The following is a 16,683-nucleotide window of genomic DNA, read 5'->3' as shown; positions in this document are numbered from 1 at the left end:
CAGAAAAAATGAAAAATAAAATTTTAAAATTATTTGCAATTACCGTCATGTCCATTGTATTTACAACATCCATGTATGGTCAGAGAAATACAGAGACTGAAGATCAGGCAGTAACTCAGTCACGGATTCCTAATTTAGTAAGCCAAAACTTTGTTAATGAATATCCTACAGTGGTCAACGTTGAGTGGCGTGGTTATCCGAAACAGGTTTTTAATACTGAATGGTATGATTATAACCCGTCTAAGCAGTCGTTTAAACCTTCTGAATATTATGTTGCTGACTTTACAAATGCTGAAACTCACCTGAAAGCAATATATTCAAAGGACGGAAAGAAAATTTCGGTTCGGGAAATAATCAGTTCGGAGCTTCCTTATTCTATTTCATATGCTCTAAGAAATGGAGATTACAGTGACTGGAAAATTTCCAGAGAAAAAGAAATTATATATGGAGACTCTGCAATGAAGCCCATGAAAATATATAAAGTCAAGATAAAAAACGGAACTTCAGAACGGGACCTGTTCTATTCTGTAGACGGCGAACTGTTAAAAGACAAAGTGATTAAATAACCAAATCAATAAAATCTACTGATCAGCAATGCTTTTTAGTTGAATTTTGAAGCCAACTTCAATTTTAAAAATATGGAAAAGAAAAACATAAAAAAGAAACCCGAAGTCACCAAATTACTGAAAGACAAACTTTTGGAAGCGGTAAACAGGGTACTTACCAATAATCAGTCTGAACTGACCGATAAAATGGAAAAGATTGTAAGAAAATCGCTTAAACCTATTTCAAGAAAGGTAAAAAAACAATTAAAACGAGCCAGGAAACAAGCTGCTAAATAGCACTAAAACCTTATCTTTCTGAGAAGATCCAGGAGGGGCTATATTACTTAAAATCATTAAAATCCCAACATCCCAAAATTTTAATTACAACAATTATCAGTTCCAGAGAATGCACCTGGACGATCATTGGATGATTCTACTTTTTGGGATCTTTATTTTTTCATCGTTAGTATACTTTTTAAAATTTGTCCACGCAATAGTAAATAGAAATACTGAGCCCTTCAATATTAAATACTTTCTTTTAACAATCGGAATGTTAAATTAATTCTCTCTTTCATCGGTACACCGGATTTTGCTATCCTATGCTCCCAATGTTCCTGCAGATCTCCTTTCATAATGAGTAAAGTCCCATGCGGTAACGGCAGACTGTACTTACTTTGATGATGATCTTTTTTCCTGAAATCAAAATTTCTGGTTTGCCCCAGGCTGATAGAAGCAATTACCGGCCGTTTCCCATATCGGCTTTCTTTATCCCTATGCCAGGCTACAGAGTCATTCTGGTTACGATAAAGGTTTAATAAAACACCATTAAACCGGCAGTCAAATTCTTTTTCAATTCTTTCTTTTATAGAAAACAGTTCCGGAGTCCAGGGATTTGTTGTTTTTTTTCTTTCCCGGACATCCCCGTACCAGGCTGTAAGGCGGGGAGTCAGTACGGTCTTATCATACATTTTCTGAGTGCTCTGCTCCCAAAGAGCGGTATTGAGCAATTTATCTTTTAGCAGATCAGCCTCTTCCATGCTCAGGAAGTTCTCTCTGTATTCCAAAAGGTCTTTTGGAAATTCATAAAATTCTTCTGTATTAAATAAACTTAACTGGTTCATTATCAATAATACTTTTTATTAATTAGTTATTCTAAGATTGGAATTCTCTGATCATTTCATTTTATGTCTGGGCAGACCAATTTCATGAGCCTGCGGATATGGTTTTCTGGATGTCATACTTACATCTTCTTTGATTTGCCGGTGAATATCATATTGTTTTTCTTTATCATAGGCATAACGCGGATCGGGAATCATCGGCATTTTGGCCATCTTATGAATGGTAATGGTTGGAAAATGAAAATCGACTTCCACCGTTCCTAACAGTAAATAGCACCCTCCTCCCTGAAAATCATATTGCTTCAAACTATCGGGAAAATGGGCTGTATCAAAATAATCACCATTGACGTCTATCCAGGTTCCAAAATACATCGTTCCCTTTTTGGTGGGAACGTGCTTCCTCGAAATAAGATATGCTAACATTTTCACCTGTCTTTTATGAAATTTCAACAAGTCTTTCACCAATACAGATCCTCTGTATCTGGTTTGTAATAAATCAAACGGACTGTATGAAACCGGAAATCCTATGAGTTCAATCTCATCAAAAGCGTCTTCAAAACGGTCTCTTTTCAGCTCAGGAAGTTTAAACTCCTGAACAGGTTCTTCAATCAGCATAAGTCCTCTGTTCTCCGGTTTAAAATTCACTAACAATAATCTCGCTTCAACAAGTAATTCATTCTTAGGCTTACCCGTAAACCGGAAGGCTCCGATAAAAATTAAAATCTGCATGGTTTCAATACCTATAGGAATACGTCTGATAAAATCTTCCAAGGATTTATATTTTCCGTTTCTTTCGCGCTCCTGAACAATTCCATAGGCTATTCTTGTTTCCAGCCCATCCAAAAGCATTAAACCCAAATAAACATCTGTTCCTTTCAGTGTGGTTTGATATTCACTTGTATTGACACATGGAGTCTGAATATTCCCCCCGGACATTTTTGCTTCATGGATATACACTTCGGTACGGTAAAAGCCTCCCTGATTATTAATTACTGAAACCATAAACTCTAATGGATAGTAGACTTTAAGATATAAACTCTGATAGCTCTCCACAGCATAGGAAGCTGAATGTGCTTTACAAAAAGAATATCCGGCGAAAGATTCAATTTGCCGGTAAGCTTCGGCGGTCAATGCCTCAGAATGCCCCTTTATTTTACACGATTCAAAGAAATTAGCTCTTACCTCCTGCAGCTTTTGAATAGAGCGGCCTTTCCCACTCATGGCTCTTCGTAGAATATCTCCATCTGCTAAAGACAGTCCCCCGAAGTATTGGGCAATCTTGATCACATCTTCCTGATACACCATAATGCCATAGGTCTCCTTCAAATGCTCTTCAAATACTGAATGAAAATATTCAAACTGATCGGGATGATTATGCCTGAAAATGTATTCCCTCATCATTCCACTTTGTGCTACTCCCGGTCTGATAATGGAAGAAGCTGCAACGAGGGTTCTGTAATTGTCACATTTCAATCTTCTTAAAAGCCCACGCATTGCTGGGGATTCTATATAAAAACATCCGATTGTCTTTCCTACCGCTAAGTATTCATTTGCTTTTTCTTCATCTTTTGACAAGGTCGTATCCCGGATATCAATGGTGATTCCTCTTGTTTTTTTAACCAGATTTACAGTATCATTAATGGTCCCAAGACCTCTTTGTGAAAGGATGTCAAATTTTTCAAGTCCAATATCTTCTGCCACATTCATATCAAACTGAACAATCGGGAATCCTTTGGGCGGCATTTCTAATGCTGTATAATGGGTAATAGGTTCTTCTGAAATCAAAATTCCGCATGCGTGCATACTTCTTTGATTAGGGAACTTTTCCAGTAATTTACCGTATTTCTGAACCTGTCGTACAACTAAATTCCGGTCATGGCTCTCCATCGGTTTTTTCGACAAATCATCCAACTCTTCTTTGGGTAAACCGAATACCTTACCTACTTCTCTGAAAATAGACCTGTATTTAAATTCTATATTGGTTCCACAAAAAGCAACATGGTTCTTTCCATATCGATCAAAAATATATCCCAGGATTGTATCCCTGTTCTGCCAGCTCCAGTCGAGGTCAAAATCCGGTGGTGTCTTTCGGTTCAGGTTCAGGAATCTTTCAAAATACAGATCCAGCTCCAGCGGACAGATATCGGTAATTCCCAGGCAGTAACTGACTATTGAATTGGCTCCGCTACCCCGCCCTACATGCATAAACCCCATCTTATTGCTGTAACGGATAATATCCCAGGTAATCAGAAAGTAAGAACAGAAATTGAGTTCATCAATAACTCCCAGCTCTTTCTCAACTCTTGTTTGAGCCACTTCATGACCGAGTCCATATCTTTTTTCCAAACCTAAATATGCCAGCCTGCGGAGAAGTTGTACATCAGATTCTTTAGATTTTGTATAGAATTGTTTGTTCTTAACTTTTTTAAAATCAAATTCAAAATCACACTGTTCAAGAATGTTCCTTGTGTTTTCAATAATTTGGGGGTATCTCTCAAATGCCTTTGTAATATGCTGTTCGGAAATGAAATATTCAGATTGACGACAAACCTCTCTTTTGGTTAATTTTGACAGCAATATATTATTGTCAATGGCCCTGAGAATTTTATGAAGTTCATATTCTTCATTCGTCTTAAAGGTGACAGGATGCAAAACAAGCATTTTAGAGATGAGGATCTGATACTCCGGTCTGATCAGAAAATTCAGCTCTTCTATTCTGACTCCCACAAACTCATTTTCTTTTAACTCAACAGGAATATTACTCATAGGATAGACTACAAATACATTTTTAAATTCCGGTGCTCTTTCTGAGAGTTCCCCGCCCCCACAGTTATATTCCGTAATGACGGTATTGACCTCTCCTATCCCTGAAAATTCTTTAGCAATAGCAATATAAAGCAGCTTACCTTCTTTTCGTACTTCTATTCCCGCAATAGGTTTAATACCGATGGCCTCACATTCTTTTTTAAAATCGTAAATTCCGGTAACGGTATTGATATCCGTCAGCACCAGTTCTTTAAGACCTGAAGCATGGGCCTGTTTCACCAATTCTCCAATGGATAGGGTTCCATAACGAAGGCTATGAAAAGAATGACAATTCAAAAACATTGTTGAAAATTTTAAAATCTTATCTTATTTCTCAAAATCAAAACCTGAAGCTCTGCCTAGCGCTCCTGTACCGAAGCGGTTCTTCAAATAATCTATAGTCTGATATAGGTTCATCTGTTCTTCGGTATCTTCAAAAAGGTTCATCTGATGATTCCCATGTACCAATCCTGTAAAACGTAATCCTACCAAACGGAGTCTCATTCTTCTTGTATACAACTTATTAAATAGTTCCAAAGCCACTTTTGACAGCGTGTGATCCACAGAAGTGTAAGAAATTTTGCATTGTCTGGTTTCTGTATCGAAATTGGCGTAACGGATTTTAACTACTACCGTTGAAGTCAGCCATTTTTCCTGTCTTAGCTGATAGGCTAACTGTTCGGTCATTCCTGATATCAGTCTTTTCAACTCCAGAATGTCCATTGTATCATTAATAAAGGTTCTTTCTGTAGAAATCGATTTTCTTTCGGAATAAGGAACTACAGGATTTTCATCAATCCCGTTTGCTTTTTTCCAAAGCTCCTTTCCGTTCACTCCAATCATCTGCTGTAAGACTAAAACAGGCATCTCAGATAAAGTATGAATAGTACGGATTCCAATTCTTGACAGAAGCTGAAAGGTCTTATCCCCCACCATCGGAATTTTTTTAATGGACAATGGATTTAAAAAGGGTTTGACTTCCAAATCTTTAATTTCCAATCTACCAACAGGTTTCGCCTCCCCTGTTCCTATTTTAGAAACCGTTTTATTGGTTGATAATGCAAAGCTGATGGGCAATCCTGTGTTTTTGGTCACAAAACTGGCTATTTCGGTAGTCCACTTATAGCATCCAAAGAATTTATCCATTCCTGATAAATCAAGATAAAATTCATCAATACTGGCTTTCTCCAATAAGGGGACTTTTTCCTGAATGATATCAGTAACCATATGTGACATATTAGAATACATTTCCATATCTCCTTTAATCACTTTAGCCTCAGGACAAAGCCTTAAAGCCATGCGTATTGGCATTGCACTTCTTACTCCAAAATATCTTGCTTCATATGAACAGGAAGCAACAACTCCCCTGTCTCCGCCTCCTATGATGACCGGCCTTCCCTCTAGCTCTGAGTTTTTCAGTCTTTCACAGGAAACAAAGAAAGTATCTAAGTCCATATGTACAATATTCCGTTTCATGCTACAAAATTAGTACGATTTGTATCAAAATTTGTAAATTTGTTGCTACAATTTATAGCAATGTCAATTTTTTCAGAAAACATAAGGTATTTAAGAGGTAAGCTTGGGGCCTCCCAGCAAAGTGTTGCAGACAGCATCCATATTACCAGGGGCAGATATGCAAAATATGAAGATGACGTTAATAGTCCCTCTCCTGAAATGCTTGTTAAGATTTCAAAATACTATAAGGTGAGTATTGATCTGCTACTGACTATTAATCTTAATAAATATTCAATAGATCATATTTTAAATCTTCCGGATAACAGGATTGTTCTGCCAATAAAAGTAAGCAATGAGGGAGAAAATAAAATTGAGATCATTCCCCATACGGGCCAAATGGGATATCTTTCGGGATATAGCGATCCGGAATACATAGAAAGTCTCCAGTATATGTCTTTACCGTTTTTAAGAAATGGAAAATACAGAGCTTTTCCTGTTGAGGGTGATTCAATGCCTCCCTATAATGACGGAACTTATATCATTGGAAAGTATATTGAAAGCAAAGACCATCTCAAAAAAGGCAAAAGCTATATGTTCATTACCCGAGAAGGGATTGTATATAAAAGGTTTGGAAAACAAAACAGCTCAGGAATGTCTGTCAGTTCAGATAATACATTTTATGAGCCTTATGAAATTGAGTGGAATGAAATAATTGAAATATGGGAATTTGCCGGAAGTGTTAATACAAAAGAACTGGAAATACCTAATAATGATTTTCAGGTATTAAAAAATATGTTCGGAATCTTACAGAATGAATTAGAAATTATAAAAACTGATCTATCTTTGAAAAATGGAAAATGAAGATTTTGAAATACTACAGCAAATAAGCAATTTACAAAATAAAATCGCAGAAGATTTATCCAACCTGTATGAAAGCTGTAATAAAGAAGAGATCGTTAAAATATTAACAGATTCAAATCCTCCTTTAGAATATTTAAAAGAAATATGTGAGATCTCTCTGATAAAAGAAAATTATAAAGCTTACGACATTATACAATCTTATCTCATGGAAAAACAGACTGGACCAACAAACACTATTGACTACCATTCATTGTGATAAGCTTAGTAAAATAAATTAGACTGCAGGCATATGATTTGTTACAACTAATAAAAATCTTATTTGAAAATTTACCTGCAGTCTTATTCATATCAGAAACTCTTTTTAAAGAAAAAAATGGTAGTGTTTCACTAACGGTGTAAGTTAAAAAGTTATTCTGGAAAATTTTGAGCCCTTACCGCTGAAAAAAAATTACGAAAATAACTTTTATCCCATAAGTTCTTAAAAACAATGCTGGATCTTATGACGATATTGTCATCAAAAAGAAGGTATTGATATTTTCTTTGCCAAGGATAGCTTTTACCCAGATATAAAAACCATTCATCAGAATGAATCTCACAATTCAAATTTTCTTTTATTGTTTCTAGAATCTCCTTCTTCGTTTTACCGGAAAGACCGTTATATATTTTTTTCATAATATAAAAACTTCAGCCAAAGCAGATCTGAGAATAGGTACTTACAAACTATTAAACAAATTCTCTAACTGAAGATTATAATTAATTAGATTTAAAAAAAAGATAATACAATCTCATTCTACACCTATATCTCATATGCTCGAACTTATATTCTGGTCTTAACGTGGTATGCTTCAAAGCCAAAAAAATAGCTCAAAAGTTAAATTAGAAACTTTTATTGGTTCTTTTTTGATAAGAAACAGAAAGAAAAACATCAATATAGGATTAATCCTTTGCTTGAGAAACCCTTGTTATACTATTAATTGTAACATCCATTGGGGTATCAGACTTTATTTTAATAATATATCCGCTGCCAATAGATAAAGAATCAGCTATAGTAATTAAATAAAAAACAAGATTTCCCGTAGTTACACCGTTTGGTGCAACAGCCGTTTGGTCTATAGAAAATGTTGAAGGAGGAAGTGGATTTGATAAATTAACTGTTACATATCCTATGGCTCCATTATTTTTACCACTGTAGTTTGCAATAATACGCCATATATGGACTTGTCCCGGAATGGGATTTTCTAAAAACGTACCATTCGTCTGATTATACATATCCCCTACAACATGAATCCCAATATTCTCCGGCCAGCTTGTTGTAGGCGAAGGAGAAAAGTCTGTCAGAACATTTATAGGGGTCTCATAGGAAATATCTTGATAAATGCTCAAAGGAATTCCTCCGGAAGCTTTAAATGAAAATGTAGGTTTTATTCCATCCCCACTATTCATCTGAACGACTCCCTCATTAGCCGTTGTTAAAGTTGGTGAAGAAATAACAGTACTCCATTGAATACCATTAAAGTATCGTAATGTTTTATAGGTAGAATCATAAATAATCATTCCATTAACTGGTGAATTTACATTAGTCGGGGGACTTATATTCCGGGGTAATACCAATGCTGAGTTCGCAGAAGAAATGTCAACAACACCTTGCGGGTTCGGTGTGCCGATTCCAAATTTACCATCTGATCCCATTCTTGCTGCTTCATTAGTATTGGTTTTAAAAATTATAGACTGAAGATTATTAGTTCCCACAAAGTTTGTTGAAGTACCAGAATTCCCAGTTGTTCTCCAAGAGGCAGCATTCAATGTTTGTGAATCAGTAATCCGGCTCCAGACTGTACCATTACTGATATAGGTACCTGGAGTTACGTCATTAATGGTTGCGGTATTATAGACTATCATACCGGCATTAAATACTCCGGTAGTTGTAGAATTCAATGCTATTCTATTCAGCAGAAGTCCCTTATTAACAGATGCCAATTCAAGATCTGAGTTAGCGTTAGGTGTAACTGTATTTATTCCGACTTGAGAAAAGCACCAAGTAGAGGACATGATACAGATCAATAAATTGAAAATTTTCATGGTAGAATTTTTTATGGTTAAAGTATAACTAGTTAAATAATCGATTAGTAAAATTAAGAATGGGTATTGGTTGCTCTATTGTTAATCTCAGGGGTTCAAGTTTAGGTTGAACTTATATTCAGTCCTGTTTTCGGTAAACAATTCACGATATTTACAATTCATTCTTTGTTTTGTATTTTTAATAAAAATAGATCTATATTACTTTTAGAAAAATAATCTCGAAACGGTGCATCATGTTGTCACTTCTTACCAAAGGTTGCATATTCTATCAAGTAAGCGCATATAAATGATTAATCCTTTGCCTGAGAAATCCTTGTTACGCTGGTAATCGTAACATCCATTGCGGTATCAGATTTTATTTTAAGGGAATATCCGTTGGCAAGAGACATAGAATCAGGGACGGTAACTAAATAAAAAACAAGATCTCCTGTAGTTACACCATTGGGAGCAACAACTGTTTGGTCTATAGAAAATGTTGAAGGAGCAACCAGATTGGATAAATTAGCTGTTACATATGCTACGGATCCGTTATTTTTACCGCTGTAACTTGCTATAATACGCCATGTATGGGTTTGCCCCGGAATAGAATTTTCAAAAAAATTACCATTTGTCTGACTGTAGATATCGGCTACAGTAGGAGTGCCAATATTCTCCGGCCAGCTGGTTGTAGGAAAAGGTGCAAAATCTGTCACAATATTTACAGGAGCTTGGTAGGTAACATTTACATATGTACTCAAAGGAACCCCTCCAGAAGGTTTAAATAAGAATGTCGGTTGTATTCCTGCTCCGCTTCTCATTTGAACAACTCCCTCATTGGCCGTTGTTAAAGTTTGTGAAGAAATAACAGTACTCCACTGAACACCATTAAAGTATCGTAAAGTTTTATAAGTAGTGTCATAAATAATCATTCCGCTCACCGGGGAATTTACGTTAGTCGGAGGATTAATGTTTCGCGGTAATACCAATGTGGAGTTCGCAGAAGAAATGTCAACAATACCTTGAGGAGTTACAGTTCCGATTCCAATAGTGCCATCTGATGCGATCCTCGCTCTTTCAATACTATTTGTTTTAAAAATAAAAGGCTGTAAATTAGTAGTACCGATAAAGTCTGTAACTGTACTAGCATTTCCGGTTGTTTTCCAAACAGTAGATAAAGATGAGCTCAATGTTTGTGCATCAGTAAGCCGGGTCCAGGCTGTACCATTACTGATATAGGTGCCCGGAGTTACATCATTAATCGTTTCAGTGTTATAAACAACCATACCGGCACTAAATACTCCGGTAGTTGTAGCGCTCAATGCAACTCTATTCAAAAGAAGCCCCTTATTAGTAGATGCTAATTCAAGATCAGCGTTAACATTTGGTGTTGCTGTATTTATTCCGACTTGAGAAAAACACCAAGCAGAGGACATGATACAGATAAATAAATTAAAAATTTTCATGGTAGAATTTTTTATGGTTAAAGAATAAGCATTAATTAAATCATTAATCAGTGAAATTGATGACAGATATTTTCATCTTTATTTTAATAGGAAGTATTTACTTAAACATATATTCTTTTTATCTATATGAGTACAAATGTTGTTTGTCTCTTTATAATTTTAAATATTTACAAATCTAAGAGTAGGCTGACTTCTGGAAAATGCTACAGATCATCTAGAAATATGATTCTGATTACTATTTTTCTGAAAAATATTTCTTGAAGCACTAAAAATCACCAATAAGGGAATATTTTAGACAATAGTTTTGCTATACATTTTATCTTTTTCAACGACTAACTACTATAAGTTGTTTTTTTCAGAACAGATCTATAGACCTTAACAACAGATACTTATTAACGCTTATAGCATTTTGTTGTATTTTTTCACTTTCCGGCAAAATCAATTTTACCAATTCTCCTGTTGGTACTATCCTGTATACTTTCCCTTTAAACCTTTTTTATGAACAGAGGAAGATAGATCCGAATGAACATAATTAATTTAAAATAGTCACTTTCTGAATCATTGATATCTTGATACTTGGGAAAAAGTGATGAAGATCATTCTAAAATAGAATTGTAGTCACTTTGTAAAAACGTTTTCTTCCATACATTTGACTTATTAATCTAAAAATAATTTATTTTGAAAACGATAGAAAGCTCATCGAGCTCCATAAGAAATAGAATATTTTTATAATTTAATTTTTAATAAGCCCCTCAGTTTTATTTCATAAATGATGAGAGAGAATGTGTTCCCAAACATTAAGAGGGGCTTAATAATAATTTAAAATATAAACCCCATCAATCCTTCCTTCATTTAAAGGTTCTTAATAAATAAAAAACTAATAGATTCTCACTTGCTATTGTTCTAAGTTTTTTGACAGTAAAACTTCAATTATCTTGTTACATGAGAATATTAAAAATCATTTACCATGATCTTATGGAAAATATAAAAACCATTCATATAGGCTCATTCATTCAAAAAAGAGTCAGCGAAAGTAATATAAGAATAACCCGAATATGCAATTTTTTTGATTGTGGTGAAAAAGAAATTAACCAAATGTATATGAGTCCTGCCTTAAACAGTGATTATTTATTAAAATGGTGTAAACTTCTTGACTATGATTTTTTTCGTTTATATTCTCAGCATCTTATTCTCTATTCACCACCAGCCCCATTTAAGCATCCTTACGTTTCTAAAGTTAAAAAATCAGCTCTGCCCCAGTTTAGAAAAAGTATATACACTAAAGAAATAATCTATTTTATCCTCAAGCTTATTGAGACCAACAAAAAAACTAAAAGTCAAATTATAGATGATTATAAAATTCCAAAAACAACACTTTATAAATGGATCGCCAAATATAAAAATTCAGAAGACTCATAAAAATAGTAAAATACATTATAATGAAAAGAAGCCGACTCACTAAAAAACAACATTTTATAGTTCCGGATTATAAGAGAATTTTCAAAGATATTATACTCTTCAACTACCCTGAAAAAGAAGAAGAATGTAAAAATATGCTTAATAAGGAGGAATTATCCACTCTTGATATTATCTATCTTAATCAAAAAATATTTGGTAATGAAAATAAAAACACACAAAAACTTAATCAATCCCTCCGTTCATACAACAAAAAAGATATTATGGAAATTTTAGAATATCAGAAAAAAAATAAGTTAAATAACTCTGAACTGGCAAGTCATTTTAAAATGAGCAGAAATACCATCTCTAAGTGGAAAACACTTCACTTTATGATTTAATTTACAATTAAAAAAACTTCAAATCACATCTGATTTTGTCTCTTTTTAATAGAATATTATGGAATTTTTTGCTACACTAAAATTGAACATTATCCTTCCTCAACAACTTCACTGCTCCTTTCATGATTCCCCTTATAATATGAGAAATGCTAGTTCTTAAGTTTTTGAAGACGTAAAATATCAAGTATTTTAATCGTTCCAGCATTTCTATCAATAAGCATTTCTGCTTTAAAATCACTGAGAATTCTGCTAACCGTTTCACTGGCCATGCCAGACATAGAAGCAAGATTTTCCCGGGAAATCTCAAACCCTACCTGTGTATAAGGTTGAACAGTATGTAGTTTAAGCAGCACTTCTGCCATTCTCTTTCTTACAGAATAGTAGGCTATCTGCAATAACTGTTCGTTATGATCAACAACATTCTTTGCTAAAATTGCAATAAATTTTTCTGCGATGTCCGGATATTTATAAACCAACGTATCTAAAACGTCCTTTGGAACAGAACATAATGTTGTATCTTCTAATGCTTCCGCAGTTTCCTTATATTCTTTTCCAGAGAAAATAGAGGTAATTCCAAAATAATCTTCTGGATTATAAACTCCTGTCATAAGCTCTTTACCGTCATCTGTATTTTTTACAGTTTTTACTGAACCTGATAAAATTAAATAAATAGCATTTGCTGTATCACCTTCAAAATAAACGACTTGTTTTTTTTTAAGTAATTTAATTTTCCGATGATTAAACGATTTTTTTAATTCATCGAGACCATGTGAATCTTGAAACAAATTTGTTATCTTACTGAGATTAGAGCTGTAGAGACTTTTCTGACGATTCTTCTTTTTTATTCTGCTTTCTATAGCGCTCAGAAGTTCAATATCATCAAACGGTTTTGTAAGATAATCGTCTGCCCCCATTTCTATACCTTTTCTGATGTCTGTTCTGGTGGTTTTTGCGGTAATAAATATAAAAGGTATTAATGCCGTGTCTTCTCTTTTACTCAAAAGATACAATACTCCATATCCATCAAGTTCCGGCATCATAATATCGCATAAAATAACATCAGGCATATGTTTAATAGCCATTTCTATTCCTTGTTTTCCATTAGCAGCCTGAAATACTTCATAATCGGCAAGCTCAAGAATTTCCAAAGTATTCTCACGAAAATCTTCGTTATCTTCAATGATTAATATGCAGTTTTTTTTCATTAGAATTATAAAGTATTATTGCTATTATTATTTTTAAATAACAGTGTAAACCTGGTCCCAACCCCTGGCTCACTTTCAAAGTGAATCTCACCTTTCAGTAGATCTACATACCTGAGTACGATGTTAAGTCCCAAGCCTGTTCCTGAAATATCACCTATATTATGCGCCCTAAAAAATGGCTGAAAGATAAAAGAATGATCCTCTAGAGGTATTCCCAATCCATTATCTTTTATGGTGAAACTATATTCCTCTTCATTTATTTCCGTAGAAAAATCTATCAGCGTATGTTCTCCCGAATATTTTATAGCATTAGTAACTAAGTTCAGCAAACAATTTCTTAACAGGTTTTTGTCTATATGTATTTTGCTGTATGCCCCTGTATGCTGGTAAATAATGATTTGATTTTCTTTAGTAGTAAGCTGCATTTCTTCAGTGAGTTCCTTAGAAAACTGAACAATATCAAATGATTCATTATAAGGTTTTAGAATTCCTATATCTAGTTTTTCTAAAGAAAGAAAATCATTAAGTATAGCATTGAGACAGGTAATTGTATTTCTTATTTTATGAAGATGTTTTAATATCTGATCACTATCTGAAATTTGGAGATATTTTTCTATTAATACAACTGATAATTGCATGGAGCTTAAGGGAGTCCGAAACTCATGTGATGCCATTGATACAAAACGGCTTTTCATTCGATTGAGGTCTTTTTCTTTTTCAAGAGATATGCTGGTTTCTTCTTTTGACTTTTCTAATGTAAAAAGCATTTGCTCTAGATGTTGTGTTCGGCTTTCGACTATCTCCTCAAGCTCACTGGTATATTTTTTAAGATATTCTTCCGCTTCTTTTTCTTTTGAAAGATCATGGATAAAACTGGTATAAATAATTCTGCTCTGCAACTGTATTTCGGTCACTGCAAATCTGAAGTAAAACCGACTGCCATCTTTTTTTAATCCCCTGACCTCTCTTTCCTTCTCTAAACATATTCGTTTTTCTGTATGTTGGCAATAAATTAAATGATTCTCATACCTGCTTTTATCAGGTTCCGACATCAAGATCGAAATATTTTCACCTAAGAGATCTTCCTCTACATAACCGAATATTTTCAAAACAGAAGGATTCAGGCTTTCTATCCTACCCCTTCGGTCAATAATAATGATGCCATCAATAGCCGTTTCTATAGTATTATATAAAATTTTTATGCTTTCCATGATTATTAGATATCTCAATTATATACTCTATTGATCGTAATAGTCTCTCCTCTTTGTTTTAAATAGAATTGACAAAAGTTTATAGTTATTTTAAAGCTTTTCTAAGTTCAAGTAGTGATTAGGTTATTATTGCCAGCCTAACAAACAAATACAGATTTAACGTCGGAAATTTTTATTCTAAATAGAAATAAAATGGAAAATATGGCCGAGGAAATTTCAGTTACCTTATGGATATAAAGAGGTTACAAAAAAAGTCCTTATGTATAAAATGAATTAGTTGCACAAAGAAAATTGTATATATAATTCTTAATAAAATCATCGTCAATTAAAATTATTCTCCACTTGGTGAAGGTATGTATATAATATTAAGTTAACAACAAATAAAACAAAATATTTAATTAAAAACTTAATAATAAAAAATAAATTGAAAAAATATTAAAAAAATCAATATAAAATTAACGATTTAAAAAAAAAAAAAATAAATTCCCTCCACAAAAGTAGGATAAAGACAAGCTTATAAAAAAGAGCAGATTTGCAGAAAGTCAGATTGTATTTGTAAAGTCAGAGACAGGAATTAAAGTTGAACAAGCTGTCCATAAAATGGGCATAATTGAGACCGCTTTTTATAATTGGAAGATGAAATTCGGAGATTTAGGGATTAAGGGGCTTTACTGGTTATGCCAACTGGAAGAAGTCAACACAAAAAGTTGCTAATAGACTTAAGTCTGAATAAGCAGATACTACAGGAGGTTCAGAAGTGGGAACTGTCGAAATTTGCCGTATTGATACCGGTTTTCGGGAATCATAAAGACCTGGTAATATTGAAAAGCATTTTGAAAAACTCACAGATTTTTTGTGCAAGCTATATATTTCATTACATAGACTTTTTCTGAATTTTGATGTCGGCTTTGGTGCTTAAAAAGCATCAAAATCCTAACATCCCAAAATTTTAAATACAACAATTATCAGGTCCAGAGCATGCACTTGGATGATCATTGGATGATTTTGCTTTTATTTCTCATCGTTAATATACTTTTTTAAAATTTTAAAGAAGTAAATATTTAATAAGAATTGGCTGTATCCATAAACGGAATCTTCTACCGGAATAGTGAACATTCTTACCCCAATAAAATCTTCAGGGTTATAATTCACTACCGGTGACGGGATTACTGAACCTGTAAGTATTCCATTTACGGCAAAAAATCCGGGTATCAAAATCAAATAAATAAAAGTAGCCTGACCTATCCATTCACTTTTAACAATAAAATGTAAATAACAAAGTGTAAAAACAGTAACAATAACAGTCAGTAAAGTATAAATCCTATCATAATACAAAAGGCCCGCAACCCCCAGAAAAATAACCCATGTGAATATAATAAGATTATTGAATGCATGAGCCCATTTCATAGTATAAAATTTGTCCACGCAATAATAAGTAAAAACACAGGCAAATGGAATACAATAAAAGAACAGCCATTCTTCAACAGGAAGCCCTATTACTTTAAAGCCCAACGTATATTTAACATCAAACCACCACACTCCCATTTTGGTAAACCAAATATCCCAAATAATAAATGGTATAGCCACAATGGTGCTGGACAACAAAAAAGTGCCAAAATATTGGTTAAATCGGATTCTCCTGTCAAAAGAAGCTATAAAACAGATGATAACAGTAAAAAAATTAATGAGAAGATAGGTGTAAGGTATCATTTTTTATTAAAATACATTTTAAAATATTGAACAGGAACCCAAAGAAATCCAAAACATTCTCCATCTTTTTTTCCGAGATGCTTATGATGTTGTTTGTGGGCACGTCTTATTGCAAGAAGATATGGATTTCGAGTTTTTTTGAAAATTTCAGCTCTTTGATGAATGAAGATATCATGTACAAAGAAATAAGCCATTCCATAGAGATTGATTCCAAGACCTATAAAAAACAGAGAACTGAATTCCTGCCTTACTCCTACATACAATAGGGCTATAGCAGGGGTCGCAAAGATTATAAAAAACCAATCATTTCTTTCAAGCGGACCATCATTACTATGATCATGATGATCCCGGTGTAATATCCACAGAAAACCATGCATAACATACCGGTGAATAATCCAGGTAACCCCTTCCATTAAAATAAAGACTGATAAAACGATTAAAAAATTCATCCTAACT

Annotated in this window: 16 protein-coding genes; 6 read left to right on the top strand and 10 right to left on the bottom strand. The window is 33.7% G+C overall.

Annotated features, from left to right (window positions below; genetic code table 11):
* Positions 1 to 8 precede the first annotated feature (8 nt).
* Positions 9 to 566 (top strand): hypothetical protein, encoded by a 558-nt coding sequence (locus AC27VX_RS07550; RefSeq protein WP_236859135.1) that lies wholly within the window; start codon positions 9 to 11, stop codon positions 564 to 566.
* A gap of 72 nt (positions 567 to 638) precedes the next feature.
* Positions 639 to 842 carry a hypothetical protein gene (locus AC27VX_RS07545; RefSeq protein ID WP_488694819.1) on the top strand — a complete coding sequence of 68 codons (204 nt, stop codon included), beginning with the start codon at positions 639 to 641 and terminating at the stop codon, positions 840 to 842.
* Between the two features lie 227 nt (positions 843 to 1,069).
* On the opposite strand, the gene AC27VX_RS07540 is transcribed toward AC27VX_RS07545, so the two are convergent.
* The 3 genes from AC27VX_RS07540 to dinB are packed head-to-tail and all read right to left on the bottom strand — an operon-like array spanning position 1,070 to position 5,944.
* The gene (locus AC27VX_RS07540) at positions 1,070 to 1,666 is read right to left on the bottom strand and encodes an alpha-ketoglutarate-dependent dioxygenase AlkB family protein (protein ID WP_236859133.1); all 597 of its coding nucleotides are present in this window, start codon (positions 1,664 to 1,666) and stop codon (positions 1,070 to 1,072) included.
* A 51-nt stretch (positions 1,667 to 1,717) separates the two neighbouring features.
* Positions 1,718 to 4,771 carry a DNA polymerase III subunit alpha gene (locus AC27VX_RS07535; protein ID WP_488694817.1) on the bottom strand — a complete coding sequence of 1,018 codons (3,054 nt, stop codon included), beginning with the start codon at positions 4,769 to 4,771 and terminating at the stop codon, positions 1,718 to 1,720.
* A gap of 24 nt (positions 4,772 to 4,795) precedes the next feature.
* A complete protein-coding gene (dinB, locus tag AC27VX_RS07530) occupies positions 4,796 to 5,944 on the bottom strand; it encodes a DNA polymerase IV (RefSeq protein ID WP_488694815.1) in 1,149 nt (382 codons plus the stop codon).
* Positions 5,945 to 6,004: 60 nt separating this feature from the next.
* Between dinB and AC27VX_RS07525 the strand changes: the two genes are divergently transcribed.
* Both AC27VX_RS07525 and AC27VX_RS07520 read left to right on the top strand, forming a co-directional pair.
* Positions 6,005 to 6,784, top strand: coding sequence for an XRE family transcriptional regulator (locus tag AC27VX_RS07525; RefSeq protein ID WP_488694813.1), 780 nt, complete (start codon positions 6,005 to 6,007; stop codon positions 6,782 to 6,784).
* Entirely contained in the window at positions 6,774 to 7,040 is a 267-nt protein-coding gene (locus AC27VX_RS07520; protein ID WP_488694811.1) for a hypothetical protein, read from the top strand. The genes AC27VX_RS07525 and AC27VX_RS07520 overlap by 11 nt, the downstream gene beginning before the upstream one ends.
* A gap of 152 nt (positions 7,041 to 7,192) precedes the next feature.
* On the opposite strand, the gene AC27VX_RS07515 is transcribed toward AC27VX_RS07520, so the two are convergent.
* The 3 genes from AC27VX_RS07515 to AC27VX_RS07505 all read right to left on the bottom strand — a co-directional run bounded on the left by AC27VX_RS07515 (position 7,193) and on the right by AC27VX_RS07505 (position 10,305).
* Positions 7,193 to 7,456 carry a hypothetical protein gene (locus AC27VX_RS07515; RefSeq protein ID WP_300687261.1) on the bottom strand — a complete coding sequence of 88 codons (264 nt, stop codon included), beginning with the start codon at positions 7,454 to 7,456 and terminating at the stop codon, positions 7,193 to 7,195.
* A 264-nt stretch (positions 7,457 to 7,720) separates the two neighbouring features.
* Positions 7,721 to 8,863 (bottom strand): hypothetical protein, encoded by a 1,143-nt coding sequence (locus AC27VX_RS07510; RefSeq protein WP_236859128.1) that lies wholly within the window; start codon positions 8,861 to 8,863, stop codon positions 7,721 to 7,723.
* A 290-nt stretch (positions 8,864 to 9,153) separates the two neighbouring features.
* On the bottom strand, positions 9,154 to 10,305 hold the full coding sequence (locus tag AC27VX_RS07505) for a hypothetical protein (protein WP_488694808.1): 1,152 nt from the start codon (positions 10,303 to 10,305) through the stop codon (positions 9,154 to 9,156).
* Between the two features lie 975 nt (positions 10,306 to 11,280).
* Between AC27VX_RS07505 and AC27VX_RS07500 the strand changes: the two genes are divergently transcribed.
* Positions 11,281 to 11,724: a transposase gene (locus AC27VX_RS07500; protein WP_236859126.1), complete on the top strand. Its 444-nt coding sequence runs from the start codon at positions 11,281 to 11,283 to the stop codon at positions 11,722 to 11,724.
* 20 nt (positions 11,725 to 11,744) lie between these two features.
* Positions 11,745 to 12,101, top strand: a complete 357-nt coding sequence (locus AC27VX_RS07495) for a helix-turn-helix domain-containing protein (RefSeq protein WP_488694806.1) — start codon at positions 11,745 to 11,747, stop codon at positions 12,099 to 12,101.
* 149 nt (positions 12,102 to 12,250) lie between these two features.
* On the opposite strand, the gene AC27VX_RS07490 is transcribed toward AC27VX_RS07495, so the two are convergent.
* The 4 genes from AC27VX_RS07490 to AC27VX_RS07475 all read right to left on the bottom strand — a co-directional run bounded on the left by AC27VX_RS07490 (position 12,251) and on the right by AC27VX_RS07475 (position 16,676).
* Positions 12,251 to 13,306: a response regulator gene (locus AC27VX_RS07490; protein WP_488694804.1), complete on the bottom strand. Its 1,056-nt coding sequence runs from the start codon at positions 13,304 to 13,306 to the stop codon at positions 12,251 to 12,253.
* A gap of 5 nt (positions 13,307 to 13,311) precedes the next feature.
* Positions 13,312 to 14,517: a PAS domain-containing sensor histidine kinase gene (locus AC27VX_RS07485; RefSeq protein ID WP_236859123.1), complete on the bottom strand. Its 1,206-nt coding sequence runs from the start codon at positions 14,515 to 14,517 to the stop codon at positions 13,312 to 13,314.
* Positions 14,518 to 15,528: 1,011 nt separating this feature from the next.
* Positions 15,529 to 16,227 (bottom strand): lycopene cyclase domain-containing protein, encoded by a 699-nt coding sequence (locus AC27VX_RS07480; protein ID WP_236859122.1) that lies wholly within the window; start codon positions 16,225 to 16,227, stop codon positions 15,529 to 15,531.
* Positions 16,224 to 16,676: a sterol desaturase family protein gene (locus AC27VX_RS07475; RefSeq protein WP_488694802.1), complete on the bottom strand. Its 453-nt coding sequence runs from the start codon at positions 16,674 to 16,676 to the stop codon at positions 16,224 to 16,226. Before AC27VX_RS07475 ends, AC27VX_RS07480 begins: the two co-directional genes overlap by 4 nt.
* Between the last annotated feature and the right edge of the window lie 7 nt (positions 16,677 to 16,683).

It is taken from the genome of Chryseobacterium sp. 14P4.3.2 (genome assembly GCF_057799275.1).
The sequence above is the reverse complement of the archived record's forward strand: the minus strand, read 5'-3'. Positions and strand labels throughout refer to the sequence as shown.